This window comes from Luteimonas sp. A611, from assembly GCF_054072715.1.
This window is the reverse complement of the sequence record NZ_JBSVRP010000001.1, coordinates 655730-679289: the sequence shown is the minus strand read 5'-3', so window position 1 is coordinate 679289 and position 23560 is coordinate 655730. Positions and strand designations below refer to the sequence as shown.

The following is a 23560-nucleotide window of genomic DNA, read 5'->3' as shown; positions in this document are numbered from 1 at the left end:
GCAACAGGAAGGATCCCGTGACCGACCATCGACATCTCGCTGCCGTGCTGGCCACCGCACTGGCGCTGCTCGCGGGCGCATACCTCTCCGGGTGCCTGGCGTTGCTGTTCCTGGGCCTGGATACCGGCTCGGCGGGCCCGACCACGTGGTTCGCCTACCTGCGCCACCTGGACCATTCGAAGGTCGCGCCCTACGCCTGGCGCATCCGCACCGCCGGCGCGCTCGGCTTCGGCCTGACGACGCTGGCCTGGGCTGCGGTGCTGGTGATGCTGTACAAGCTGCGCAGCCATCGCAACATCCATGGGCGCGCGCGCTTCGCCGGCATGCTGGACCTGGCCGGCAAGGGACTTCTGGCGCACAGGGACGACGGCATCGTCGTCGGCAGCATGAACGGCAAGCTGCTGCGATTGTCCGGGCAGCAATTCGCCATCCTTGCCGCGCCCACGCGCTCGGGCAAGGGTGTTGGCGTGGTCGTGCCCAACCTGCTCGACTATCGCGAATCGGCGGTGGTGCTGGACATCAAGCAGGAGAACTTCGACCTCACCTCCGGCTGGCGAAAGTCGATCGGCCATGAGGTCTACCTGTTCAACCCGTTTGCCGAGGATCGCCGCACGCACCGCTGGAATCCGATGTCGTATGTGTCGACTGACCCGGCGATGCGCGTATCCGATCTGCAAGCCATCGCAGCGATGCTCTATCCCGACAGCGATGATCGCGACCGCTTCTGGATCAGCCAGGCGCGCAATGCCTTCCTCGCCTTCACCCTGTACCTGTTCGAGCGCATGGATCACGACGCGCGCTCGGCAACCGCTGCAGTTTCTGCGACGCCGACTCTGGGCGGCGTGCTGCGCCTGTCCGCTGGCGACGGCGGTGAGCCGCGGCCCTTCCTGCAGCGCCTGTCGGAGGCGCCGTTTCTCGGCCAGCCCGCACGCACCGCGTTTTCCGGGCTGCTCTCGCAGGCCGACGTGACCTTCGCCTCGATCATGGGTTCGTTCCGCGAGCCGCTCAATGCCTGGCTCAATCCGCTGCTCGATGCGGCCACCAGCGCCGACGATTTCCGCCTCGACGACGTGCGCCGCCGGCGCATGACGATCTATGTCGGCATCCAGCCCAACAAGCTCGCGGAAAGCCGGCTGATCGTGAACCTGTTCTTCAGCCAGCTGATCAACGCCAACACCAAGGTGCTGCCGTCGAGCGATCCAACGCTGCGCCACCAGTGCCTGCTGCTGATGGACGAGTTCACTTCGATCGGCAAGGTCGACATCATCTCCAGGGCAGTGGCCTACATGGCCGGCTACAACCTGCGGCTGCTGCCGATCGTGCAGTCGATGGCGCAGCTCGATTCGGTTTACGGCAAGGATCTCTCGCGCACCATCCTCACCAACCACGCCCTGCAGATCGTCTTCGCGCCCCGCGAGCAGCAGGACGCCAACGACTATTCAGAGATGCTCGGCTACACCACCGTGCGGCGTCGCGCGCGCACCCGTGCCCACGGCCAGGGTCGCAGCGTGTCCGACAACGAGGTGCTGGAGCGCCGCGCACTGATGCTGCCGCAGGAACTCAAGGCGATGGGGTCCGAGGAGCAGATTCTGCTCTACGAAGGCCTTGCGCATCCGGTGCTGTGCCGCAAGATCCGCTATTACAAGGACAGCTACTTCACCCGACGTCTGTTGCCAAAGGTAGAGGTGCCGCGACTGCAGGACGCATCTGCGCAGGCCTGGGCAGGCGGACGGTCCGGAGACGGGCCAGTCATGGCATGCGCGGGATCCCCGCAGCCGCCCTTGCCAGCCGCGGCGACGGGGCCGCCGTTATAGTGCGCCTCCCCCTTCCCCGGATGCCGCATGGATCCGAACCGCCCGACCGTGCGCTTTGCCTTCCGCCTGGCTGCCCTGGCCCTGTCTGCCCTGCTGGCCGCCTGCAGCGCAAGCGAAGGGCCAGGACCCGACACTGATGAGCTGCGCCCACTGCAGGTCTTCGCCGCCGCCAGCCTGAAGGAGTCGATGGACGAGGCGGCTGCCGCCTATCGCGCGGCCAATGGCCTGCCGGTGCAGGTGACCTATGCCGGCAGCCCGGCGCTGGCGCGGCAGATCGAGCAGCGCGCGCCGGCCGATGTGTTCGTTTCGGCCGATGGCGAGTGGATGGACTGGCTGGGCGAACGCGGGCTGGTCGATCCGGCCTCGCGCATCGACCTGCTCGGCAACACGCTGGTGCTGGTGGCACCGGCGGCTGGCGATGCGGCGCCGCTCACGCTGGCGCCGGGCACCGACCTGCTGCCGCTGCTGGGCGCGGACGGCCGGCTGGCGCTGGCGCTCACCGGCAGCGTGCCGGCCGGCAAGTACGCGAAAGCCGGGTTCGAATCGTTGGGGCTGTGGCAGACGCTGCAGCCGCGCGTGGCCGAAACCGAGAACGTGCGCGCGGCACTGCTGCTGGTGGCGCGCGGCGAGGCGCCGCTGGGCGTGGTCTACGCCAGCGATGCGCAGGCCGAGCCGCGGGCGAAGGTGCTGGCGACCTTCCCCGAAGGCTCGCACCCGCAGATCGTCTATCCGGCGGCGCGAGTGCAGGCGTCCACCCATGCGCAAGGCGCCGCCTTCGTGCACTGGCTGGCCTCGCCGGAGGCGGCGGCGATCTTCCGCCGCCACGGCTTCAGCACGCGCTGACGGCCCGCCCAGGTGTTCTCGCAGGAAGAAACCACGGCCATCGCGCTGAGCCTGAAGGTGGCGGTGGCCGCCGCGCTGGGCAGCCTGCCGCTGGGCGTGGCCGTGGCCTGGCTGCTGGCGCGGCGGCGCTTCGTGGGCAAGGGGCTGGTCGATGCGCTGGTGCACCTGCCGCTGGTGCTGCCGCCGGTGGTGGTGGGCTATGCGCTGCTGGTGGCGTTTGGGCACGGCGGGCCGCTGGGCCGGCTGCTGTCGGAGCATTTCGGCATCACGCTTGCGTTCCGCTGGACGGGCGCGGCGCTGGCCAGCGCGATCATGGGCTTTCCGCTGATGGTGCGGGCGATCCGGCTGGCGATCGAATCGGTCGACCGCCGGCTCGAGCGCGCCGCCTCCACGCTGGGCGCCAGCCCGCTGCGGGTGTTCTTCACCATCACCCTGCCGCTGGCCTGGCCGGGCCTGGTGGCCGGCATGGTGCTGGCGTTCGCCAAGGCGCTGGGCGAGTTCGGCGCCACCATCACCTTTGTCTCCAGCATCCCGGGCGAAACCCGCACGCTGTCGTCCGAGATCTACGGGCTGATGCAGGTGCCCGGCGGCGAGTCCGGCATCTGGCGGCTGGCGCTGGTGGCCGTCGCCATCTCGCTGGCGGCGCTGCTGGCCTCGGAGTGGCTGGTGCGCCGCGGCCGCCGCGAGGAGCACGACTGATGCTGGACATCGACGTGCTGCTGCGCCGGGGCGGCTTCCAGCGCCAGGTGCGCATCGCCGAGGACGCGCGCGTGCTGGCGCTCACCGGGCCCTCGGGCGCGGGCAAGACCTCGGTGCTCAACGCCATCGCCGGGCTGCAGCGGCCGGTGTCGGGGCGCATCGCGATCGACGGGCGGGTGCTGTTCGACAGCGTCGCGCGCATCGACGTGCCCACCCACCGGCGCCGCATCGGCTACGTGTTCCAGGACGCGCGCCTGTTCCCGCACCGCGACGTGCGCGCCAACCTGCTGTACGGGCGCCATGCGGTGCGCGGCGCGACGGCGGCGTTCGAACTGGATGCCGTGGTCGATCTGCTGGGCATCGGTGCGCTGCTGTTGCGGCGGCCCGCCAACCTGTCGGGGGGCGAGGCGCAGCGGGTGGCGATCGGGCGGGCGCTGCTGTCGCAGCCGGCGATCCTGCTGTTCGACGAGCCGCTGTCGGCGCTCGACCAGGCGCGGCGCGAGGAGCTGATTCCCTGGCTGCAGCGAGTGCGCGACGAGGTGCGCCTGCCGATGGTCTACGTGAGCCACACCGAGGACGACGTGCGCCGCATCGCCGAGGCGGTGCACGTGCTGGCTTGAGCGTGCAGCGCTCTGGATTTTCGTCTGGTACGCGTTCGATGCATCATCCCTTCCACCGCATGGATCCAGTCTCCGCCCGGGTCAATCAAGGCTGAAGGAGATGCGCATGAAACAGCCACGGATATCGACTGCCAAACTGTGCTGTGTCTTGGCTGCATGGCTGTTGCTGGCACAAGCATGGGGCGGCGAGCCACCGCACGGCGATGAAAGCAGGCACCATTGTCAGCTGGCCCATGCCGACGCGCAGGGCACCTTGCCTGGCGAGATCCTGCCGCCGGCATCATCAAGTGCGGAACGGCCAGGCAATACCGCACGGATCGACCTGAGCACCTACTTGCTCGATGAAACCGAGCCGGATCTCCGGGGCGAGTCTGCCGACGCCGATGTCCGCATCTACGTGGACAACCAGCTCGTCGCGCGCGCCGACGACGCCGGACGGGCTTCGTTCGGAGTACCTGCCGGAGAGTTCGAGCTGACGGCGCTCATACCCTCGACGGCGATCGCGACAGTCACCGTGTCGATCGACCCCGGGCAGACGCGCGCCATCGACCTGGTCCTGGACGACTCGAAGGAGGTCGTCTCCCCGGCCACCGCCGTCGTCGATAGCATGAGCGGCGACCTGCTTCCCCACGACTTCCACACGTTCGGGATCAGGCTGCTGGATGCCGGCGCACATCGACCCGTGCGGTACATTTCGGAGATCGCGATCGAGGACGAGTCCGGCAACCTCCTGCTCCCGCTGAGCAACTCGTTCACCGTCGATGCGAACGGCAACATGCAGCCGGTGGATATTGCAGCGCTGCGGGTGGCCCTACTCCCCTACACCGGCCAGCGACTGGTGCTCAAGGCCCAAGGCGAGGATTCACGTGGCTTCACGCTGACGGCGCGTAAATATCTGCTCATCGCCGGCGACGGGCCGTAGAGCACACCGTGTTAGCGCACGGGGCGGCATCCTCTTGGCCGTCACCGAATCGAGAGGCGCCGATGAAGCCAGTCCGCAAAGCTGCATTCCCCGTCGACAAGGCCCGCCGCTGGCTCGAGCCGGGGCCGGTGCTGCTGCTGTGCACGCAGTCCAAGGACGAACGCGCGATCATGACCCTGGGCTGGCACATGATGCTCGGCTACGACCTGGTGGGCACCTACATCTGGGATGCCAACCGCAGCCATGCGCTGGCGCGGCGCAGCCGCGAATGCACGCTCAACCTGCCCACCGCCGCAATGCTGGACACGGTGGTGCGCATCGGCAACTGCTCCAGCCGCGAGGGCGACAAGTTCGAGCGCTTCGGGCTGGACGCGGAGGCGTCGCGCGAAGTGGCGGCGCCATCGATCGGGCAGTGTCACGCCAGCTTCGAATGCCGCCTGCACGAGACGCGCATCACCCGCGAGTACCCGCTGTTCGTGTGGCGCATCGTGCACGCGCGGGTGGCGCGCTCGCCGAAGTGGCCGCGCACGGTGCACTACCGCGGCGAAGGGCGCTTCATGTGTTCGGGCGACGAGGTCTCGCGGCGGCGGCTGTTCCGGCCGGACATGCTGGCGCAATGAGCACAACCGGAACCCGCCCGATGGCACACGCCTGCAGCGACCTTGAGGACGCGGTGACGTGGATGCTGGAGCGCCTGCCGCGCGAGTTGCACATCGCAGCGCCGCTGGGCATCGGCAAGCCGCACCGCCTGCTCAATGCGCTGTACGCGCGCGTGGCAGCGGACGCGTCGCGCCCCACGAATCTCTATACGGCGCTGTCGCTGGATCCGCCACGCGCCACGCGCGGGCTGGAGGGTCGCTTCATGGCGCCCTTCGCGGAGCGCCATTTCGGCGCGGATTTCCCGCGGCTGGCCTATGTCGACGCGCAGCGTCGCGATGCGCTGCCGGCGCATGTCTGCGTGGAAGAGTTCTACCTGCAGTCGGGCGCCCTGCTCGGCTCGCGGCAGGCGCAGCGGCGCTATGCCAGCCTCAACTACACGCATGTTGCGCGCGCGTTGGCCGATCGCGGGGTCAACTGCATCGTGCAGAAGGTGGCGGCGAACGCGGACGCCTCGCGCCTGTCGCTGTCGAGCAATACCGACCTGACCTTCGACGCGATCGACGCGATCGTCGATGCCGGCCATCCGCGTCCGCTGCTGGTTGCCGAGATCGACCCGCAGCTGCCGTGGATGGGCGGCGAGGCGGCGGTCGATGCCGGCTGGTTCGACCTGGTGGTGGCCCCGCCACCGCCCTACCCCAAGCTGTTCGCACTGCCGCGCGAGCCGGTGGGCGACGCCGAACACGCCATCGGCCTGTACGCCAGCGCCCTGGTGCGCGATGGCGGCACGCTGCAGATCGGCATTGGCGCGCTGTCCGACGCGCTGTGCCATGCGCTTGCGCTGCGCCACACCGACAACGCCGCCTACCGTCGCGTGCTGGCCGCGCTCGACCCGGACCTGCCCACGCATCCGGCGGTACTGGCCAGCGGCGGGCTCGGTCCGTTCGAGCAGGGCCTGTACGGCTGCAGCGAGATGATCAACGAGGGCTTCAAACGCCTAGTCGAAGCGGGCGTGATCCGGCGCCGGGTCGTGGACAAGGCCGCGCTGATGCAGCGCATGAACGACGGCAGCGCCGACCCATCCGAGCGCGCCCTGGTCGAGCGCGACGGGCAGTTCCTGCACGGCGCGTTCTACCTGGGTTCGCAGGCGTTCTACGACTGGCTGCACGGCCTGGACGACGCCACCCGCAGCGGCATCGGCATGAAGCGGGTGAGCCACGTCAATGCGCTGTACGGCCAGGACGAACCACTCGAGCGGATGCAGCGACGCGACGGGCGCTTCTTCAACACCTGCATGATGGCTACTGCACTTGGCGCGGCGGTCTCGGACGGACTCGACGACGGGCGCGTGGTATCGGGCGTCGGCGGGCAGTACAACTTCGTCGCGATGGCGCATGCGCTGCCGCGCGGCCGTTCGGTGCTGCTGCTGCGCGCCACGCGCGAGGCGGGCGGGCGCGCCGGATCCAACATCCGCTGGAACTACGGGCACGTGACCATTCCGCGCCACCTGCGCGACCTCTATGTCACCGAATACGGGATCGCCGACCTGCGCGGCAAGACCGACGAGGACTGCGTGATCGCGATGGCCGCGATCGCCGATGCGACCGCAGCGCCGGCGCTGCTGGAAGAAGCCACGCGCAGCCACAAACTGCACGCGGAGTACCGCATGCCGGAAGCATGGTCGCGCAACAGCGCAGCGCGGGTGCGCGCCGCGCTGGCCCCGTTCCGTGCCGATGGCACCCTGCCCGACTACCCGCTCGGCAGCGATTTCGACGACACCGAGCAGCGCCTGGTACGCGCCCTGGCGTGGCTGAAGCGGCGCACCGGGTCGCGGCGCGCGAAGCTGGCGACAGTCGTCTCGGCCCTGCTCGAACGGGGCGGGGATGACGGCGATGCACTGGCACGCATGGATCTGGCGCGGCCGCGGGGCGTGGGCGAATGGCTGCAGGCCAGGTTGCTGCGGCTTGCGCTGGCGCGCACCGCACGGCCGGCGGCGTGAACGCAACGATGCGGTGCGCAGGTTGCGGCGGGCTGGCCCCCACCCCAACCCTCCCCCGCACGCGGGGGAGGGAGCAACCCCGGATCGGCCCCGCGCGTATCATCGACGCATGACCAGCAAAGCCGACCGCCTCCAAACAGCCCTGCAGACGCTCGATCCCGCTCACCTGGATGTGCTGGACGAAAGCCACATGCACAGCCGCGGGCTGGAAACGCACTACAAGGCCGTGATCGTGGGCGAGGCGTTCGCAGGCAAGCGCGCAGTGCAGCGCCACCAGCTGGTCTATCGCACGCTGGGGCCGCTGATGCAGGAGATCCACGCGCTGGCCCTGCACACCTACACGCCGGAGGAATGGGCGCAGGCCGGCGGCGCGCCGGATTCGCCAACCTGCCGCGGCGGCAGCAAGCACGACCGCGTCGACCCCTGAGGCGCATGCAGCCGGGCCAGCGCCCGCCCCGTGCGATGCCACTGACAGAGCCCCAATGAAACAAGGGGCGCCGGAGCGCCCCTTGTTCATTCCGCAATTGCGGGGCGCGATGCGCGGTTAGAGCGCCTTCGCCGCCGCGACCACGGCATCGACCGTGATGCCGAAGTGCTTGTACAGCTCGCCTGCCGGCGCGCTGGCGCCGAAGGTGTCGATGCCGATCACGGCGCCATCCAGGCCGACGTACTGCCGCCAGAAGCCGGTGACGCCCGCTTCCACCGCAACGCGCTTGCGCACGGCGTTGGGCAGCACCGACTCACGGTACGCGGCATCCTGGCGGTCGAACACGTCGGTGGACGGCATGGACACCACGCGCACCTTGTCGCCGAGCTGGTCGGCGGCCTGGGTCGCGAGTTCCACTTCCGAACCGGTGGCGATCAGGATGATCTCCGGCGCGCCATTCGAATCGCGCAGCACGTAGCCGCCGCGCGCGATGTCGCGCACCTGCTGCTCGCCGCGCGGCTGGTGCTGCAGGTTCTGGCGCGAGAACACCAGGCACGACGGCCCGTCGCGACGCTCGATCGCCGACTTCCACGCCACCGCCGTCTCGACCGCGTCGCAGGGGCGCCACACGTCGTTGTTGGGGATGTAGCGCAGCGAGGCGAGGTGCTCGATGGGCTGGTGGGTGGGACCGTCCTCGCCCAGGCCGATCGAGTCGTGGGTGTAGACGTGGATGCCCGGCGACTGCATCAGCGCGCCCATGCGCACGGCGTTGCGCGCGTAATCGCTGAACACCAGGAAGGTGGCGTCGTAGGGCAGGAAGCCGCCATGCAGCGACAGCGCGTTGGCGATCGCGGTCATGCCGAACTCGCGCACGCCGTAGTTGATGTAGTTGGCGTCCGGCGAGCCGCCGGTCACCGGCTGGCTGCCCGACCACAGGGTGAGGTTGGAATGGGCCAGGTCGGCCGAGCCACCGATCAGTTCCGGCAGCAGCGGCGCGAAGGCCTCGATCGCCATCTGCGAAGCCTTGCGCGAGGCGACCACGGGGCCGTCTGCCTGCAGCTTGGCGATGTAGGCATCGGCCGCGGCGGCGAAGCCCTGCGGCAGCTCGCAGCGCATGCGCCGCTGCAGTTCGGCGGCCTGCTCGGGGTACTCCGCGGCATAGCGTTCGACCAGCGTGTTCCACTTCGCCTCGCGCTCGGCGCCCGACTCGTTTGCGCGCCAGGCGTCGGCGATCGGCTGCGGCACGTCGAATGGAACATGCGACCAGGCCAGGCCCAGGCGCGTGGCCTCGACTTCGTCCTTGCCCAGCGGCGCACCGTGCGAGGATTCCTTGCCTGCCTTGGCCGGCGAACCGTAGCCGATGGTGGTGCGGCAGCAGACCAGGGTCGGGCGGTCGTCGTGCTCGAGCGCAGCGTCGATCGCGGCCTTGATGCTGTCCGCATCGTGGCCGTCAACGTCACGGATCACGCGCCAGCCGTAGGCCTCGAAGCGGGCCGGCGTGTCGTCGGTGAACCAGCCTTCAACCTGGCCATCGATCGAGATGCCGTTGTCGTCCCAGAACGCGACCAGCTTGCCCAGGCCCCAGGTCCCTGCGATCGAGGCGGCCTCGTGCGAGATGCCTTCCATCAGGCAACCGTCGCCCATGAACACCCAGGTGCGGTGGTCGACCACGTCGAAACCGGGGCGGTTGTAGCGCTGCGCCAGCAGCTTCTCGGCCAGCGCGAAGCCGACCGCGTTGGCGAAGCCCTGGCCGAGCGGACCGGTGGTGGTCTCCACGCCCGGTGTCATGAAGTTTTCCGGGTGCCCCGGCGTCTTCGAATCGAGCTGGCGGAAGCGCTTGAGCTCGTCGATCGACAGGTCGTAGCCCGACAGGTGCAGCAGCGCGTACTGCAGCATCGAGCCGTGGCCGTTGGACAGCACGAAGCGGTCGCGGTTGCTCCACTTCGGATTGCCCGGGTTGTGGCTGTGGTAGTCGTTCCACAGCACCTCGGCGATGTCGGCCATGCCCATCGGCATGCCGGGATGGCCGGACTTGGCGGCTTCCACGCCGTCGATGGCGAGGAAACGGATGGCGTTGGCGAGCTCTCTGCGGCTGGGAGTGGTCATGTGCGCACGGGAAGCGAGGGGAGTGGCCCCGGAACCGGGGGGCGCCATTGTCCCATGCCGCGCCCGGCGTTTGGCAGCGACGCCTGGCTTGCCGGTGTTTTCACCGGCAACCGGTACCGCTGCAACCTTCGCCCAGCCCGCAGCGCGTCAGCGTGCGGCCGCGATGTCGGGTTCGCCGTCCGTTTCCCCGCGCGACACCAATGCGGCGATGCCGAGGTCGCCGGTCACGTTGACCGTGGTGCGGCACATGTCGAGGAAGTGGTTCACGCCCAGCACCAGGCCGATGCCCTCCGGCGGCACGCCGACCATCGCGCAGATCAGCGCCACCACCGGCAGCGAACCCGAGGGCACGCCCGCGGTGCCGATGCCGCCGAGGATGCACACCAGCATCACCATGACCTGCTGGCCGAGGGTCAGGTCGACGTTGAAGAACTGCGCCAGGAAGATCACCGTCACGCCCTCGAACAGCGCAGTGCCATTCTGGTTGGCGGTGGCGCCGATGGTGAGCACGAAGCGCGACACCTTCTTCGGCAGCTTGAGGTTCTCGTCGGCGACCTTGAGCGCGGTGGGCAGGGTGGCGTTGCTCGAGGCAGTGGAGAACGCCATCAGCATCGCTTCCTGCACGCCGCGGAAGAAGGCCAGCGGCGACCAGCCGCCCACGAACCGCAGCGCCAGCGAATAGACCACCAGCATGTGGATCGCCAGCGCGCCGACCACCACCAGCACGAACTGCCCGAGCTTCATCAGCAGGTCCCAGCCGAACAGCACGGCCAGGTTGAACATGAAGCAGAACACCGCGTAGGGCGCGAGCCGGATCACCAGCCCGATCAGGGTCATCGAGATCTCGAACAGCCCTTCGATGCCGCGCTTGAGCACCGCGGTCTGCGGCGACGGGGTCAGCACGAGGCCGACGCCGAACATCAGCGCGAAGAACATCAACGCCAGGATGTTGGCGTTGTTGCTCGCCGCGCCGATCACGTTCTGCGGCACGATCGACAGCAGCATCTCCATGCCCTTGGGCTGGTCGGCGCTGTCGCGCACGATCGCCTGCGCGCGCTCGGCGCCTTCGCTGAGCAACTGCGCCGCGAGCGCGGGATCCACGCCCGCCCCGGGCTGGAACACGTTGACCATCACCAGGCCCAGGAGCACCGCGATGCCCGACAGCGCGATGGTCCAGGCCAGCGTGCGCCAGCCGATGCGCCCCAGCGCGCGCACGTCGCCCATCTCCGACACGCCGACCACCAGCGCCGAGAACAGCAGCGGCACGATCAGCATGAAGATCAGGCTCAGGAACAGCTGCGAGAACGGCGTGGTGAGGTAGCGCGTGAGCGCCTCCACCCAGCGGGTTTCCTCGCCGATGCCGTAGTGGACGAACATCCCCAGCACGAGGCCGACGACAAAGCCGATGCCGATCTTCCAGTGCAGCGGCATCGACTTGCGGGTCGCGCGGTTTGGTTCGCTCATCGGCTCTGTCTCTGCTGCAACGAATCGCGGCAGCTTAACAAACCGCCGCGGCGTCTTGCCCGCGCAGGTGCGATCACTGCAGCGCTTGACCCCGGACCATCGCGGCCGCGCCGCTCAATGCCCTCGTAGACCGGGATACAGCGGTGGCAGCAGCTCGGGCGCGGGGCCGACAGGCGTGGCGTCACCGGACCAGATCGGCCCCTGGGCAAAGGCCTCGCGCAGCGCCTCGCGCGCACCGGTGATATCGCCATCGGCCCAGCGCGCCTGCTGCAGGCGCAACAGCGCATCACGCTGCCGCGGGTCGGCAATCCGCTGCGACAGCGCCTCCAGGCTCGCCGCTGGCGGGGTCGCCAGGGCGCACAGCGCCTGCTCGACCTCGGACGGGTCGCCGGCGGACAGCACGCGCTGCAGCGTCCGCGGACTGGTGGCCGGCCCCGGCGGCGACGGTTGTTGCTGCGGAATTGCCGCTTCGTCGGCGCGCGCGCGACGTCGCAGCGCCCAGGCCAGCGTCGCCAGCCAGAGCAGGGCGAACCCGAGCGCGATCCATGGCCAGGCGTTGGTCCCGCGCACGCTGGCGGGGCCGGCTGCATATTCGACCGACGCGGCGGCCGGCGCGGCGCTGCCAGCCGCCACTTCCAGCTCCAGCGCAGGCAGCGATGCGGTGCGGGCCACACCGGCACGCACGTCCCACCACGTCACGCGCGGCGCGGCGACGTGCAGCCTGCCATCGCGCGCAGGCACCAGCGAGAAGCGGCGCGTCACCTTCGTGCGCAGCCTCCCGCGCTCGAAACTTTCGTCCACCTGCGCGGGCTCGGGAAACACCTGCGCGCCTTCGACCGGCGGCAGCACGAGTTCGGGCAGCTGGCTGGCGGCAGCGCCGTCGGCGACCAGCTCCACATCGATGGTTGCCGCCTCTCCTGCGCGCGCCTGCTGCGGCGTGGCCACGTAGCGCAGCTCCAGCCCGTGCAGCGGCAGCCAAGGCTGCGGCGCGCCATCGGGCAGCGGCCGCACATCCAGGATGCGCGGCGGACCGTTGGCCTGCAGCGCACGGCGACCGCTGCCGAACATGTCGTCGAAATACCCGCCCACGCCGGTGCCCTCGAAGCGCGCGCCGGGAATGGTCAGCGTGCCGCTGCGTTCGGGCACGATGAGGAAGCGACGCTCGACCACGGTGTAGCGGCGACCGTCCAGCTCGCGCGTGTACTGCAGGTCGCTGCCGATGCGCTGGATCGATGCACCGTCGGGTTCGGGCTGGTCTAGCTGGCCCGAGACCAGCGGCGTGGCGTAGTACAGGCGCAGCGTGTAGCCGATCGACTGCTGCACGTAGGGCGACTGGCTGTCGGCCTCGCCCTCGATGAACACCGGCTCGCCGGCACGTGCGGGTGCGGTCGATGCGGGCGTCACGGTCAGCTGCAGCGGGCCGGTCGATTCGTTGCCCACGCGCAGTGCCGGAACCGTCATCAAGCCCTCGCGGCGCGGCTTGAGCGCCACCGCGAACAGCACCCGCTCGCGCAGCTGCCCGTTGACCCGGTCCGACCCGCGGCTGCTGCTGTGCGCGCTGAGTACGAAGTCCGGAACCAGCGCGCTGAAATCGGGCATTCGCGCATCGGCCTGGTCGGTCTCGATGTTGAGCGTGGTGGTCTCGCCGACCTCGATGCGATCGCGGTCGAGCCAGGCGCGCGTGGCGGCGTGCGCTGTCGTGAGGCCGCCCGCGAACGACAGGACAAGTGCGCAGGCCAGCGCGCGGGCGATGTGCAGGCTCATGGTATGGGTCCCCCGCCGTGGCGGCGCTGGTGTTCCAGGCGGAAGCGGGCGCGCAGCAGTCCACCCGGATCGTCGGGCACGCGCCGCAGCCAGGCTTCGCCGGCCTGGCGCCGCTCGCGCTCGGCTTCGCTCTCGGCCTGCTCGGGATCGCCGGGCGCGCGCTCGCCCTGCTCCGCGGGCTGGCCGTCCTCCGCCAGCGCCTGCTCCATGCGCTGCCGCTGCGCCGCGTCGGCTTGGTCCTGCGCCTGCGCGTCGCTGCCTGTGGGTGTCTGCGCAGGCGAGGCGTCGCGCTCCGGCGGATCGTCCGGCGGCGTCGACGGGGGCGTCTGCGGCGCGTCGCTGCCTGGCTCGCCCTGGCTTTGCGCTGGCGGCGCGTCGGGCGTGTCTTCGTCGCCCGCTGCGCCGGCGCCTTTGCGTTCGTTGTCCGCGTCCTGTTGCTGTCGCGACTGGCCGTCGCCGGGCGGCGGATTGCGGCGCAGGGCAGCTTCGACCACCGCGCGGTTGTGGATGGCGTCGGCCATTTCCGGCTGGACGCGCAGCGCCTCGTCGTAGGCTTCGAGCGCCGCCTCGAGCCGTCCGTCCCGGGCCAGTGCATTGCCGCGGTTGTAGGCGGCCTCGTCGCCGGGCAACGCCTGGAACGTCTGCGCGGCTTCGGCAAAGCGTCCTGCGCGATAGGCGTCCAGCGCCTCGCGCATGCGCGCATGCCCGACCTGGTCGGCGCGCCGCCAGGGCGTGCCGGCTGGCGCGTCCGGAAGCTGCGTCTGCGCCTGTACTTGCGGCAAGGGCAACAGCAGGCAGGCGGCGAGTACCGCGATCCCCGCGCCGCGGCGGAACGCCAGCAGCGCCAGCAGCATCAGCGGCGGCAGCAGCCACCAGCCCTCGTCGCGCGCGATCCGGGCTTCGCTGCGCGACCCCGCCGCCGATCCGGGTGCCGGTTCGCCCGACAGCACCTGCAGCGCGACAAGGTCTTCGTTGCCGGCGGAAAGGGCTGCGTAGCGGCCGCCTCCCGCGGTCGCCACGCGCTGCAGCGACGCAGCGTCCAGGCGCGTCGGGCGCAGGCTGCCGTCCTGTGCGCGGTAGGTCGCACCCGCCGCCGTGCCCAGGCCCAGCACGGACACCCGGAATCCGGCCGCCGCCGCGCGCCGGGCGGCCGCCATCGTGGCCGCGTCCGCGGCGTGGCTGAGCAGCAGGATGTCGCCCGCCGAATGGCCGGCCTGCTCCAGCAGTCGCATCGCGGCGAGCACGGCGCGGTCGGGGCGGTGTCCTTCGGCGGGCATCACCTCCGGCGCCAGGGCGTCGAGGAAGAGCGCAACGTTTGCAGCATCCGCGGTCAGCGGCGCAACGGTGTAGGCATCGTCCGCGAACGCGACCAGCGCCACCTCGCCACCACCACGCTCTCGCAGCAGCGTCGCCAGCTTGGCGCGCGCCTGCAGCATGCGCGAGGGCGGCAGGTCGGACGCGAGCATGGCGTCGGACAGGTCGATCGCGATGACCAGCGCGCGGCCCTGCGGGTGCAGCGGCACCTCGCCATGGCGCCAGCTTGGGCCGGCCAGGGCCAGCACGGCCAGGGTCCACGCCAGCAGCCGCAGCAGCAGGCCGCCCAGGCTGCTGCGTGTCGTGCCTGGCTCGAGCAGGTGCGGCAGCAGGTGCGCATCGACATGCCTGTGCCAGACGCTGGCCTGGCGCCGTCGCCACCACCACCCTGCGGCGAGCAGCGGCAGCGCAAGCAGCGCCCACAGCCAGTCCGGGCGCAGGAACTGCAGTTGGGCGAGCGCGTCGGTCATGCGCCTTCCCCGCTGGCGTCGTCGCGCTGGCGCAGCCTGCCGGGCAGGCGCGCCGACGGCCATGGCGCCATCGCCAGCAGCGCCGCCAGCAGCGCGCCCGCCAGCGGCCAGGGATAACGTTCCACCATCGGTCGCAGCGACGGGCCTGGCCGGACCACCGGCTCCAGGCGATCGATCTCGGCATAGATGCCGGCAAGCTCGTTGGCATCGCGGGCGCGGAACGCACGGCCGCCGGTGACCTCGGCGATGCTGCGCAGCGCGTCCTCGTCGATTTCCGCCTCATCGCTGGGCAGCTGGATCCCGAACATCGTCCGGCTGGTGTCGCCGCCAAAGGCGATGGTGTGGATGCGCACGCCCTGGTCGCGTGCCAGCTCGGCGGCCTTCATCGGTTCGACCTGCCCGGCCGTGTTCACGCCATCGGTCAGCAGCACCAGCACCTGCGTGCCGGGCGCGCGCTGCTCGGTTCCGCGCAGGCGCTTGATCGCCAGCGCGATGGCATCGCCGATCGCGGTCTCGCGGCCGGCCAGCCCGACCACGCTGTCGAGCAGCTGCAGGCGCACGCTTTCGCGATCGAGCGTCAGCGGCGTGAGTGCATAGGCACGCTGGCCAAACACGATCAGGCCGACGCGGTCGCCCTCGCGCCGGTCCAGGAAGTCCGCGATCACCGCCTTGGCTGCAGTGAGGCGGTCGACCACGTCCGCACCCAGGCGCATGTCCTGCTCGCCCATGCTGCCGGACAGGTCGACCGCCAGCATCAGCTCGCGACCGGACGCCGGCGGCTGCAGCAGTTCGCCGGGCTGCTGCGGCCTGGCGGCCGCGACGCAGAGCAGGCACCAGGCCAGCAGCGCCAGCGGCGGCATGCCGCGCACCGCAACGCCCTCGCCCCGCAGGACCAGATCCTCGATCCGCCGGCTCCACGGCACGCGCAGCGCCGGCAGCGCATGTCGCGCCGGCGGCAGCCATCTGCGCGCCAGCCACGGCGCGGGCAGCGCGAGCAGCATCCACGGCCAGGCCAGGCGCGGCAGCAGGTCGGCCCAGGCGCTCAACGCATCGATCATCGACGCACCTGCATCCAGTCGATGAAGCGCGCGCGCGCGATCACGCGCAGCGCCTCGACCTCGGCGGCATCCACGTCCTGCCGGAAGCCACCATCGCGCAGGATGGCGCCAGCGCCAGCCGAGAACACGGGTTCGGGTAGCCCTTCGTCAAGCAGAAGCAGCCAGGCATCGCCGTCGCGCGTGGCCGCCTCCGGCACGCGCCGGGCCGCGGCACGGCGCAGCAGCTCGGACATGGCGACCACCTGTCCGGGGCGCGTGGGCGCAGCGGCAAGGGTGTCGTCGAACAGCCGGGCGACCAGGCGGCGACGTCGCGCCCGGCGCCAATGCAGCCAGGCCAATACGAGCGCGACGAGCAGCAGTGCGCCCGCCACGATCCACCAGCCCGGCGCCAGCGGCCACCACGGCGGCGCGACCGGCTCGTGCACGTCGCGCAGCGGCAGCTGCAGCGGACTCATGGTCGCGCCTCGGCGCGCCCGCCGGGGACCAGCCAGGACTGGCTGGGGGCATCAGCCCCGAGCAGGATGACGCGCACGCCGCGCGCGCGCAGTCGTACTGCGGCACGCTCGGCTGCACCCGAGAACGCATCGCGCCAGCCGCGACGCAGCAAGGCGCTGCCCAGGTCCGGCTCCACGCGCCGTCCGGCGCCGAGCAGCGGCAGGCGCTGCCGCGGTGGATTGCGCTCCAGCGCATCGTCGATCAGCACGACGGTGGCCTCGTGGTGCATGGTCAGCGCCGGCCACGTCGCGTCGGGCACGGCGTCCAGGCTGCCGGCGTCGGCCAGCACCAGCAGCCTCGAGCCTGGCCGCAGCAGGCGTCGCGCACGCGCGAGCGCATCGGCCAGCCCGGCGTCATCTGGAGGCGTCCGCGCGTACCAGCGCGCGAGCGCGTCGAGTACGTGCAGGGCGCCGCGGGTTCCGCCTGCCGGCGCAACCGGCGCTTCGGCATCGCTGCCGCGCAGCGCCGCGACCCGGTCGCCGTCGGCGATCGCAGCCCACACCGCCACCGCACCTGCACGCGCGGCCTGCACGGACTTGAAGCGCACGCGCGTGCCGAAATACAGCGCAGGCGAGGTATCGGCCACGATCAGGGTGAGGCGCTCGCGTTCGGCCTGGAACAGCTTGGTGTGCATGCGGCCGCTGCGCGCGGTCAGCCGCCAGTCCACGTGCCGCGCATCGTCGCCGCGGGCGTATTCGCGCGACTCCGCGTACTCCATGCCGCGGCCGCGCATCGGCGACGGCGCCGGGCCGTTGACGCCATGGCGGCCGCGCTGCGGCGGCCGCCGCGCCTGCGCGACACCGCGCAGGGCGACCAGCTCGGCCAGCGTCGGCACGACGCCGTCCGCGCGATCCTGCGGGGGTTCGTTGGCGTGATCGGCGGGGTGGGCAGGCATCGGCGCGTTCGGGGACTGGGGTGGCTGCTTCAGGGCAGCGGCACCCGGGCAAGCAGCGCCGCGACCAGCCGCTCGCCGTCCCAGCCCTCGGCGGTGGCTTCGTAGCTGGGCAGCACGCGATGGCGCAGCACATCGGGGGCCACCTCGCGCACGTCATCAGGGGTCACGAAATCGCGCCCCGCCAGCCAGGCGCGCGCGCGGGCGCAGCGCTCCAGCGCAATCGAGCCGCGCGGGCTCGCGCCCCAGGCGATGCGTCGGGTCAGCTCGGCGTCATAGCGGGACGGGTCGCGCGAGGCCAGCACCAGCTCCACCAGGTAGCGCTCGACCGCTGGCGCCAGGTGCAGGTCCAGCACCGCGGCGCGGGCCGCGAACACGTCCGCCTGGGGCATCCGCGTCGGCTCGTGCACCTTTGCACGCAGGCCGTCGCGGGCACGCTCGCGCGCCAGGCGCAGGATCTCGGTCTCGGTGCCCGGATCCGGGTAGTCGACGCGCACGTGCATGAGGAAGCGGTCCAGCTGCGCCTCGGGCAGCGGGAACGTGCCCTCCTGCTCGATCGGATTCTGCGTCGCCATCACCAGGAACAGCGCCGGCAGCGCATACGTCTGCCGCCCGACCGTCACCTGCCGCTCGCCCATCGCCTCAAGCAGCGCCGACTGCACCTTGGCCGGCGCGCGGTTGATCTCGTCGGCCAGCAGCAGCGAATGGAAGATCGGCCCGGGGACGAACTCGAATCGTGCTTCCTGCGGGCGCCATATCTCGGTGCCGGTGAGGTCGGCCGGCAGCAGGTCGGGCGTGAACTGGACGCGGGCGAAGTCGCCTTCGACGCGTTCGGCCAGCGCGCGCACGGCGCTGGTCTTGGCCAGCCCCGGAGCGCCCTCCACCAGCAGGTGGCCGTCGGCCAGCAGCGCGATCAGCAGTCGCTCGACCAGCGCGGCCTGGCCCAGGATGCCACTGGCCAGGTCGTCGCGCAGCGCGGCGAAGGCCGCGTGCAGGCGTGGGGTGTCGTCGCGGGAAGTATCCATGGACCGCCTTGGCTGCGAGCGTCGAAGGGCATTGGACCAGGCCCGGACGGGTAGGTTCAGTGCCGGAGGCCACGCTAACCCGTCCGCGATGACGGCACGCCAAACGCAGACGGGGCCCGAAGGCCCCGTCTGCGCGAATGATCGCTGCCGTCAGCGCTGCGCGACCCGCAGCACCTTGGGTGTGATGAAGATCAGGAGCTCGGCCTTCTCGCGGTCGCGGCCGCGCCTCTTGAACAGGTTGCCGAGGATCGGGAGGTCGCCAAGGAACGGGACCTTCGCGATGTCGCTGCGATCGCGGAACTCGTACACGCCGCCGATCGACACGGTCTGGCCATCTTCGATCAGCACCGCAGTGGTGATCTCGCGCTTGTTGATCTGCGGCACCTGGCCCAGGCCGACACCGACGGAGATGAAGCTGTCGATCTCGTCCTTCTTCAGCGCAATGTTCAGGAACACGCGGCCGTCGTTGGTAATGGTCGGGGTGACCTTCAGCTCCAGCAGTACGTCCTTGAACTCCACGGTCGGGATGCTGTTGCTCTGCCCGCCGGTCACGGTCAGGTAGCCCACTTCCTGGCCCTGCCGGATCACCGCTTCCTTCTGGTTGCTGGTGACGATGCGCGGGTTCGACACGACCTCGCCCCGGCCGTCTTCCTGCATAGCCGAAAGCTCGAAGGACCAGTCGATGCTGCCGCCGAGAATGGTCAGAGCCAGGGATCCTGCACCCTCACCAGCAGGTCCGTTGAAATTAAGTCCGCCAGTCTCGCCGCCGATGGCGCCGGGAATCGAACCGCCCAAAGATGGGCCAAAATCACCATTCCTTGGCCGGTGGATACCGAACCTCGCACCGATGTCGCGCGAAAACGACTCGTTGGCGATGACGATGCGCGCTTCGATCACGACCTGGTCGACCGGCTTGTCGAGCATCATCACCAGGCGCTGGATCTCGGTCACGCGCTGCGGGATGTCGATCACCAGCAGGGTATTGGTGCGCCGGTCAAAACTGAGGCTGCCGCGAGAGGAGAGGAAGCCGCGGCTCTGCTGGCTGGCACCCGACGATCCGCCGCCGCCGCTACCCATGCTGTTCTTGCTTTCCTCGGTCAGCAGCTTGGCGATGTCTTCGGCGTTGCCGTAGCTGATGGGCATGTACTCGGTGACCATCTCGGCGCGCTCCTCGAGCTCCAGGCGCGCATCTTCCTTGGCCTTCTCGAACGAGGCGATCTCGGCCTGCGGGGCAACCCACACCACGTTGCCGTTGCGACGCTTGTCGAGCTGGCGGGCCTGCAGGACGATGTCCATCGCCTGGTCCCAGGGCACGTTGATCAGGCGCAGGGTGACGTTGCCGGTGACCGTATCGCTGGCGACGATGTTGAGGTTGGACTCTTCGGCGATCAGCTGCAGGACGGTGCGCACCGGCACGTCCTGGAAGTTGAAGGTCACCGGCCGGCCGGTGTAGGCGCGGGCGGCCGAGGCCTGTGCAGTCGTGGCCGTTGCCGACGGGCTGCTGGCGCCGACCGCGCGCTCGGACGACGCGGCGCGCGGCACGATCTCCACCACGTAGTCGCGACCGGTCTGGTAGGCCATCGACTCGAAGTTGCCCTGGGTGCTGAGCACCAGCTGCGCGCCCTCGCCGCTCTGGCGGGCGTCGATGCGCTGCACCGGCGTCGCGAAGTCGGTGACGTTCAACGGGCGCTGCAGCGATGCAGGCAGCGTGGCGTTGCCGATGTTGACGACGATGCTGGAGCCCTGGGTACGGAGGTCCGGGTTCGCGCCGTCGCCGTCGAAACGCAGGATCAGCTTGCCGGCGCCGCCGTCGCCGCGCTTGAAGTCCACGGCCGAGACCGAGACCACGCCGGGGACCTGCTTGGCCGGGTCGAGGGCGGCAGCAGCCTGGGCCATCGCCAGCCCGCCGGGTGCGAATGCACGCAGGTCAGGAGCGCCTGCTGCAGCCGAGGCCGAAAGCAGGCCGGCGAAGAGGCCGATAGCCAGGGCCTGGACCGGGATGGCTGGCCGGACAGGCTGCCGATTACGCACTGTGGTGACGGTCATCTTTGACTTCCCCTGATCAATTGTCTTCGAGCGCAACCGAGGCCGACCGTTCAAGCCAGCCGCCAGCGCCATCCGGCACTAGTTCGACGAGATCGATTCTATCGCCCTGCACACCGGTCACCCGGCCATCGTTCTGGCCCATGTAGGCGCCGGGTGCCACGCGGTAGGTCACCTTGTCGGGCGCCATCACCAGCGCAAGCATGGACGCGCCGGTATGCAAGGTACCGACCATGTCCAGGCTGTCGAGCGGGTACTGCTCGAGGATCTGCTTGCGTCGATTGGAGTCGGGCCGCGGGCCGCTACCGCTGCCGTCATCGCCAAACACGGCGCTGAAGGGATCGCGCAGGTCCTGCGCCGCGTATTCGAAGGTCTCGAACTGCTGCATCACCGGCAGCGGATCCAGCGGCGGCGCCGGACGCGCCTTCACGTTGGCCACCCATTCGTGCAGGTTGGGCGCCTCGCCGGGCGTGCTGCCGATGCCGCGGACGCAGCCGCCGAGCGCCAGCGCCAGCACGCATGCCATGGCTCCGGCCGTGTTCCTGGAAATTCCCATCAGCGAGCCCCCCCGGCAGCGACCGCAGCCTGCTCCTGGGCAGCCGCCTCTTCCTCGTCCAGGTAGCGGTAGGTCTTGACCGTTCCCGCCAGCTCCAGGCTTGAATTGGGGGTGATGCCGGCCAATGCGTTGGTGCCGCTACCGCGCGGACGCAGCGAGATGTCGTGCATGGTCATGATCACCACCCGCGGCAGCGACGCCACGCCGCTGACGAACGCGCCGAACTGGTGGTAGGTGCCCACCATCTTCAGTTCGATCGGCTTCTCGGCGTAGAACTCCTTGGGCGCTTCCGGACCGGGCTTGAACAGCTCGTTGTGGATGCCCGTGGCCAGCGCGGTCTGCGAGATGTCGTTGATCAGCGCCGGCATCTCGGTACGGCTGGGCAGCTGGCGCAGCATCTGCTGCAGCTGCTGCTCCATCTGCGCGAGCTGCTGCTTGAGCGGCTCGAGGTTGGCTGCACGCCCCTGCTTGGTCTCGAAATCGCTCCGCAGTTCGGTTTCCCTGCGCTCCAGGTTCTCGAGTTCCGGACCCTTGGGACGCGTCACCACGTACCAGAGCAGGCCGAAGATCAAGGCCGCAAGCAGCACGCAGAAGCCGATCTTGTACTCACGCGGCCACGAGCCCATGTTGTTGAAGTCGAGCTCGCGCAGCGACACCTTCTTCTTGCTCACTGGGCAGCTCCTTGGACAGGCGCGGACTCGGCCGCGGACTCCAGCGCTGGCTCGTCCGCGACGGCCGGCTCGCCCTCGGGCGTCGCGGCGGCCACGGGCGCGGCGGCGGCCGGCTCGGCGTTGACCGGCGGCACCGGATCCGGAATGCCATCGCCGTCCTCGTCCTTCGGCGCGTTCGGATTGGCCAGTTGCACCGACAGCACGAAGGCGTAGGGCAGTCCGGCCACGCCGTCGCGTGCCTCGATGATCGACAGGTCCGGCCGGGTCATCCAGCCCGAGCCTTCCAGGTTGCGCATGTAGGCACTGACGCGCGAGTTGGACTGCGAGCGGCCTTCCAGGGTGAGCTTCTCGCCCTCCTGCTTGATCCCGGTGAGGATCACGCCATCGGGGATGGTGCGCACCAGCGAGTCGAACAGGTGGACCATCTGCGAGCGGTTGGCCTGCAGCTGCTCGATCACGTCCTTGCGCGCCAGCAGGCGCGCGCGCTGCCGGTCCAGCACCTCGATCTCGACGATCTTCTGGTCGACCGTGGCGATCTCCTGCTCCAGGAAGCTGTTGCGCTCCTGCTGCCCGGAAATCTGCGCGTTGTAGTACATGTTGAACAGGAACCAGAGCAGCAGGCCGGCCAGCGCGGCCATGCCGAGCATGACGCCGAATTCCTTCTGGCGAAGCTTGCGGCGCTCCGCGCGCCACGGAAGGAGGTTGATCCGGGCCATCAGTCGAAGCTCCTCAGGGCGAGGCCGCAGGCGATCATCAGGGCCGGCGCGTCCTGGGCCAGCGCGTGCGCCTGCACCCGCGAGCCCAGCGTCATCTGTGCAAGCGGGTTGGCGATCACGGTCTGAACGCCGAGCTGCTCTTCGACCATCTCGGAGACGCCCGGGATCGACGCGCAGCCGCCGGCCAGCACGATCTGGTCGACGCGGTTGAACTCGCTGCCCGCATAGAAGAATTGCAGCAGGCGGCTGATCTGCTGGACCAGCGCCTCCTTGAAGGGCTCGAGCACCTCGATCTCATAGCTCTCGGGCAGGCCGCCCTGGCGCTTGGCCAGGCCCGCCTCCTCGTAGCTCAGGCCGTAGCGGCGCATCACTTCGTCGGTGAGCTGCTTGCCGCCGAACACCTGCTCGCGCGAGTACAGGCTGCGGCCGTTGCGCAGGATGTTGAGCGTGGTCATCGTCGCGCCGACATCGACCATTGCCACGATGCCGTCGCGCGGGATGCTGAGCGTATTGGCGATCAGGCCGAAGGCGTTCTCGATGGCGAAGGCCTCGACGTCGACCACCTTCGCGGTCAATCCGCCCAGCTCCAGCGCCGACGCGCGCATCTCCACGTTCTCCGAGCGCGAGGCCGCCAGCAGCACCTGAACCATCTCGGTATTGCCGGGCATGCCGCCCAGCACCTCGAAGTCGAGGTTCACTTCCTCGATCGGGTACGGGATGTAGTTGACCGCCTCGAGTTCGACCTGGGATTCCATGTCGTCGTCGTCCAGGTCGGCCGGCATCGGGATGATCTTGGTGATCACCGCCGAACCCGACACCGCGGCCGCGGCGAACTTCGCCTTGCTGCCCGAGCGCGACATGGCGCGGCGGATCGCCTCGCCCACGGCCTCGACCTCGACGATGTTCTTCTCGACCACCGCGTTGGGTGGAAGTGGTTCCACGGCGTAATGCTCGACCCGGTAGCGGTCCCCGGATCGCGACAGTTGCAGCAGCTTGACCGCGGTCGAACTGATGTCGACCCCGACAAGCGGCGCTTGACTTTTTGTGATCAGCCCCACGTTTTTC

Annotated in this window: 20 protein-coding genes and 1 pseudogene; 8 read left to right on the top strand and 13 right to left on the bottom strand. The window is 70.0% G+C overall.

Going from position 1 to position 23560, the window contains the following annotated elements; all coding sequences use genetic code 11:
- Positions 1–17 precede the first annotated feature (17 nt).
- The 8 genes and pseudogenes from ACW5EG_RS02970 to ACW5EG_RS02935 form a co-directional block, all read left to right on the top strand.
- A pseudogene (locus ACW5EG_RS02970) lies at positions 18–1697 on the top strand (type IV secretory system conjugative DNA transfer family protein); the annotation flags it as partial.
- A gap of 144 nt (positions 1698–1841) precedes the next feature.
- Positions 1842–2657 carry a molybdate ABC transporter substrate-binding protein gene (gene modA, locus ACW5EG_RS02965; RefSeq protein ID WP_457017284.1) on the top strand — a complete coding sequence of 272 codons (816 nt, stop codon included), beginning with the start codon at positions 1842–1844 and terminating at the stop codon, positions 2655–2657.
- A gap of 12 nt (positions 2658–2669) precedes the next feature.
- Positions 2670–3356: a molybdate ABC transporter permease subunit gene (gene modB / locus ACW5EG_RS02960; RefSeq protein WP_457017283.1), complete on the top strand. Its 687-nt coding sequence runs from the start codon at positions 2670–2672 to the stop codon at positions 3354–3356.
- Positions 3356–3976, top strand: coding sequence for an ATP-binding cassette domain-containing protein (locus ACW5EG_RS02955; protein WP_457020802.1), 621 nt, complete (start codon positions 3356–3358; stop codon positions 3974–3976). The genes modB and ACW5EG_RS02955 overlap by 1 nt, the downstream gene beginning before the upstream one ends.
- A 106-nt stretch (positions 3977–4082) precedes the next feature.
- Entirely contained in the window at positions 4083–4898 is an 816-nt protein-coding gene (locus tag ACW5EG_RS02950; protein ID WP_457020801.1) for a hypothetical protein, read from the top strand.
- A gap of 62 nt (positions 4899–4960) precedes the next feature.
- The gene (locus ACW5EG_RS02945) at positions 4961–5518 is read left to right on the top strand and encodes a flavin reductase family protein (RefSeq protein ID WP_457020800.1); all 558 of its coding nucleotides are present in this window, start codon (positions 4961–4963) and stop codon (positions 5516–5518) included.
- Positions 5519–5538: 20 nt separating this feature from the next.
- Complete coding sequence (locus tag ACW5EG_RS02940) at positions 5539–7494, top strand: acetyl-CoA hydrolase/transferase C-terminal domain-containing protein (RefSeq protein WP_457021392.1); 1956 nt, start codon at positions 5539–5541, stop codon at positions 7492–7494.
- A gap of 109 nt (positions 7495–7603) precedes the next feature.
- Positions 7604–7921: a BolA family protein gene (locus ACW5EG_RS02935; RefSeq protein WP_457020799.1), complete on the top strand. Its 318-nt coding sequence runs from the start codon at positions 7604–7606 to the stop codon at positions 7919–7921.
- 117 nt (positions 7922–8038) lie between these two features.
- Here the strand turns inward: ACW5EG_RS02935 and tkt are convergent, their stop codons facing one another.
- From tkt to ACW5EG_RS02870, 13 genes are all read right to left on the bottom strand, one after another.
- On the bottom strand, positions 8039–10027 hold the full coding sequence (gene tkt, locus ACW5EG_RS02930) for a transketolase (protein ID WP_457020798.1): 1989 nt from the start codon (positions 10025–10027) through the stop codon (positions 8039–8041).
- Between the two features lie 147 nt (positions 10028–10174).
- Positions 10175–11491: a dicarboxylate/amino acid:cation symporter gene (locus ACW5EG_RS02925; RefSeq protein WP_457017276.1), complete on the bottom strand. Its 1317-nt coding sequence runs from the start codon at positions 11489–11491 to the stop codon at positions 10175–10177.
- Between the two features lie 114 nt (positions 11492–11605).
- Entirely contained in the window at positions 11606–13255 is a 1650-nt protein-coding gene (locus ACW5EG_RS02920; protein ID WP_457020797.1) for a BatD family protein, read from the bottom strand.
- Entirely contained in the window at positions 13252–15039 is a 1788-nt protein-coding gene (locus ACW5EG_RS02915; RefSeq protein WP_457020796.1) for a VWA domain-containing protein, read from the bottom strand. Before ACW5EG_RS02915 ends, ACW5EG_RS02920 begins: the two co-directional genes overlap by 4 nt.
- Entirely contained in the window at positions 15036–16097 is a 1062-nt protein-coding gene (locus tag ACW5EG_RS02910) for a vWA domain-containing protein (RefSeq protein ID WP_457020795.1), read from the bottom strand. The genes ACW5EG_RS02915 and ACW5EG_RS02910 overlap by 4 nt, the downstream gene beginning before the upstream one ends.
- Positions 16094–16552, bottom strand: a complete 459-nt coding sequence (locus tag ACW5EG_RS02905; RefSeq protein WP_457017272.1) for a DUF4381 domain-containing protein — start codon at positions 16550–16552, stop codon at positions 16094–16096. The genes ACW5EG_RS02910 and ACW5EG_RS02905 overlap by 4 nt, the downstream gene beginning before the upstream one ends.
- Positions 16549–17487, bottom strand: coding sequence for a DUF58 domain-containing protein (locus ACW5EG_RS02900; protein WP_457017271.1), 939 nt, complete (start codon positions 17485–17487; stop codon positions 16549–16551). Before ACW5EG_RS02900 ends, ACW5EG_RS02905 begins: the two co-directional genes overlap by 4 nt.
- 29 nt (positions 17488–17516) lie before the next feature.
- On the bottom strand, positions 17517–18509 hold the full coding sequence (locus tag ACW5EG_RS02895) for an AAA family ATPase (RefSeq protein WP_457017270.1): 993 nt from the start codon (positions 18507–18509) through the stop codon (positions 17517–17519).
- A gap of 150 nt (positions 18510–18659) precedes the next feature.
- Positions 18660–20555, bottom strand: a complete 1896-nt coding sequence (locus ACW5EG_RS02890) for a type IV pilus secretin PilQ (protein ID WP_457017269.1) — start codon at positions 20553–20555, stop codon at positions 18660–18662.
- 16 nt (positions 20556–20571) lie between these two features.
- Entirely contained in the window at positions 20572–21078 is a 507-nt protein-coding gene (locus ACW5EG_RS02885) for a pilus assembly protein PilP (RefSeq protein WP_457020794.1), read from the bottom strand.
- A gap of 29 nt (positions 21079–21107) precedes the next feature.
- On the bottom strand, positions 21108–21779 hold the full coding sequence (locus ACW5EG_RS02880) for a type 4a pilus biogenesis protein PilO (protein ID WP_457017267.1): 672 nt from the start codon (positions 21777–21779) through the stop codon (positions 21108–21110).
- Positions 21776–22495 carry a PilN domain-containing protein gene (locus ACW5EG_RS02875; RefSeq protein WP_457017266.1) on the bottom strand — a complete coding sequence of 240 codons (720 nt, stop codon included), beginning with the start codon at positions 22493–22495 and terminating at the stop codon, positions 21776–21778. Before ACW5EG_RS02875 ends, ACW5EG_RS02880 begins: the two co-directional genes overlap by 4 nt.
- Positions 22495–23553 carry a pilus assembly protein PilM gene (locus tag ACW5EG_RS02870; RefSeq protein WP_457017265.1) on the bottom strand — a complete coding sequence of 353 codons (1059 nt, stop codon included), beginning with the start codon at positions 23551–23553 and terminating at the stop codon, positions 22495–22497. Before ACW5EG_RS02870 ends, ACW5EG_RS02875 begins: the two co-directional genes overlap by 1 nt.
- Between the last annotated feature and the right edge of the window lie 7 nt (positions 23554–23560).

Coding starts and splice junctions, on each gene's coding strand:
- modA (WP_457017284.1), top strand. CDS start 1,842: ATGGATCCGAACCGCCCGACCGTGCGCTTTGCCTTCCGCCTGGCTGCC.
- ACW5EG_RS02955 (WP_457020802.1), top strand. CDS start 3,356: ATGCTGGACATCGACGTGCTGCTGCGCCGGGGCGGCTTCCAGCGCCAG.
- ACW5EG_RS02950 (WP_457020801.1), top strand. CDS start 4,083: ATGAAACAGCCACGGATATCGACTGCCAAACTGTGCTGTGTCTTGGCT.
- ACW5EG_RS02945 (WP_457020800.1), top strand. CDS start 4,961: ATGAAGCCAGTCCGCAAAGCTGCATTCCCCGTCGACAAGGCCCGCCGC.
- ACW5EG_RS02940 (WP_457021392.1), top strand. CDS start 5,539: ATGGCACACGCCTGCAGCGACCTTGAGGACGCGGTGACGTGGATGCTG.
- ACW5EG_RS02935 (WP_457020799.1), top strand. CDS start 7,604: ATGACCAGCAAAGCCGACCGCCTCCAAACAGCCCTGCAGACGCTCGAT.
- tkt (WP_457020798.1), bottom strand. CDS start 10,027: ATGACCACTCCCAGCCGCAGAGAGCTCGCCAACGCCATCCGTTTCCTC.
- ACW5EG_RS02925 (WP_457017276.1), bottom strand. CDS start 11,491: ATGAGCGAACCAAACCGCGCGACCCGCAAGTCGATGCCGCTGCACTGG.
- ACW5EG_RS02920 (WP_457020797.1), bottom strand. CDS start 13,255: ATGAGCCTGCACATCGCCCGCGCGCTGGCCTGCGCACTTGTCCTGTCG.
- ACW5EG_RS02915 (WP_457020796.1), bottom strand. CDS start 15,039: ATGACCGACGCGCTCGCCCAACTGCAGTTCCTGCGCCCGGACTGGCTG.
- ACW5EG_RS02910 (WP_457020795.1), bottom strand. CDS start 16,097: ATGATCGATGCGTTGAGCGCCTGGGCCGACCTGCTGCCGCGCCTGGCC.
- ACW5EG_RS02905 (WP_457017272.1), bottom strand. CDS start 16,552: ATGAGTCCGCTGCAGCTGCCGCTGCGCGACGTGCACGAGCCGGTCGCG.
- ACW5EG_RS02900 (WP_457017271.1), bottom strand. CDS start 17,487: ATGCCTGCCCACCCCGCCGATCACGCCAACGAACCCCCGCAGGATCGC.
- ACW5EG_RS02895 (WP_457017270.1), bottom strand. CDS start 18,509: ATGGATACTTCCCGCGACGACACCCCACGCCTGCACGCGGCCTTCGCC.
- ACW5EG_RS02890 (WP_457017269.1), bottom strand. CDS start 20,555: ATGACCGTCACCACAGTGCGTAATCGGCAGCCTGTCCGGCCAGCCATC.
- ACW5EG_RS02885 (WP_457020794.1), bottom strand. CDS start 21,078: ATGGCATGCGTGCTGGCGCTGGCGCTCGGCGGCTGCGTCCGCGGCATC.
- ACW5EG_RS02875 (WP_457017266.1), bottom strand. CDS start 22,495: ATGGCCCGGATCAACCTCCTTCCGTGGCGCGCGGAGCGCCGCAAGCTT.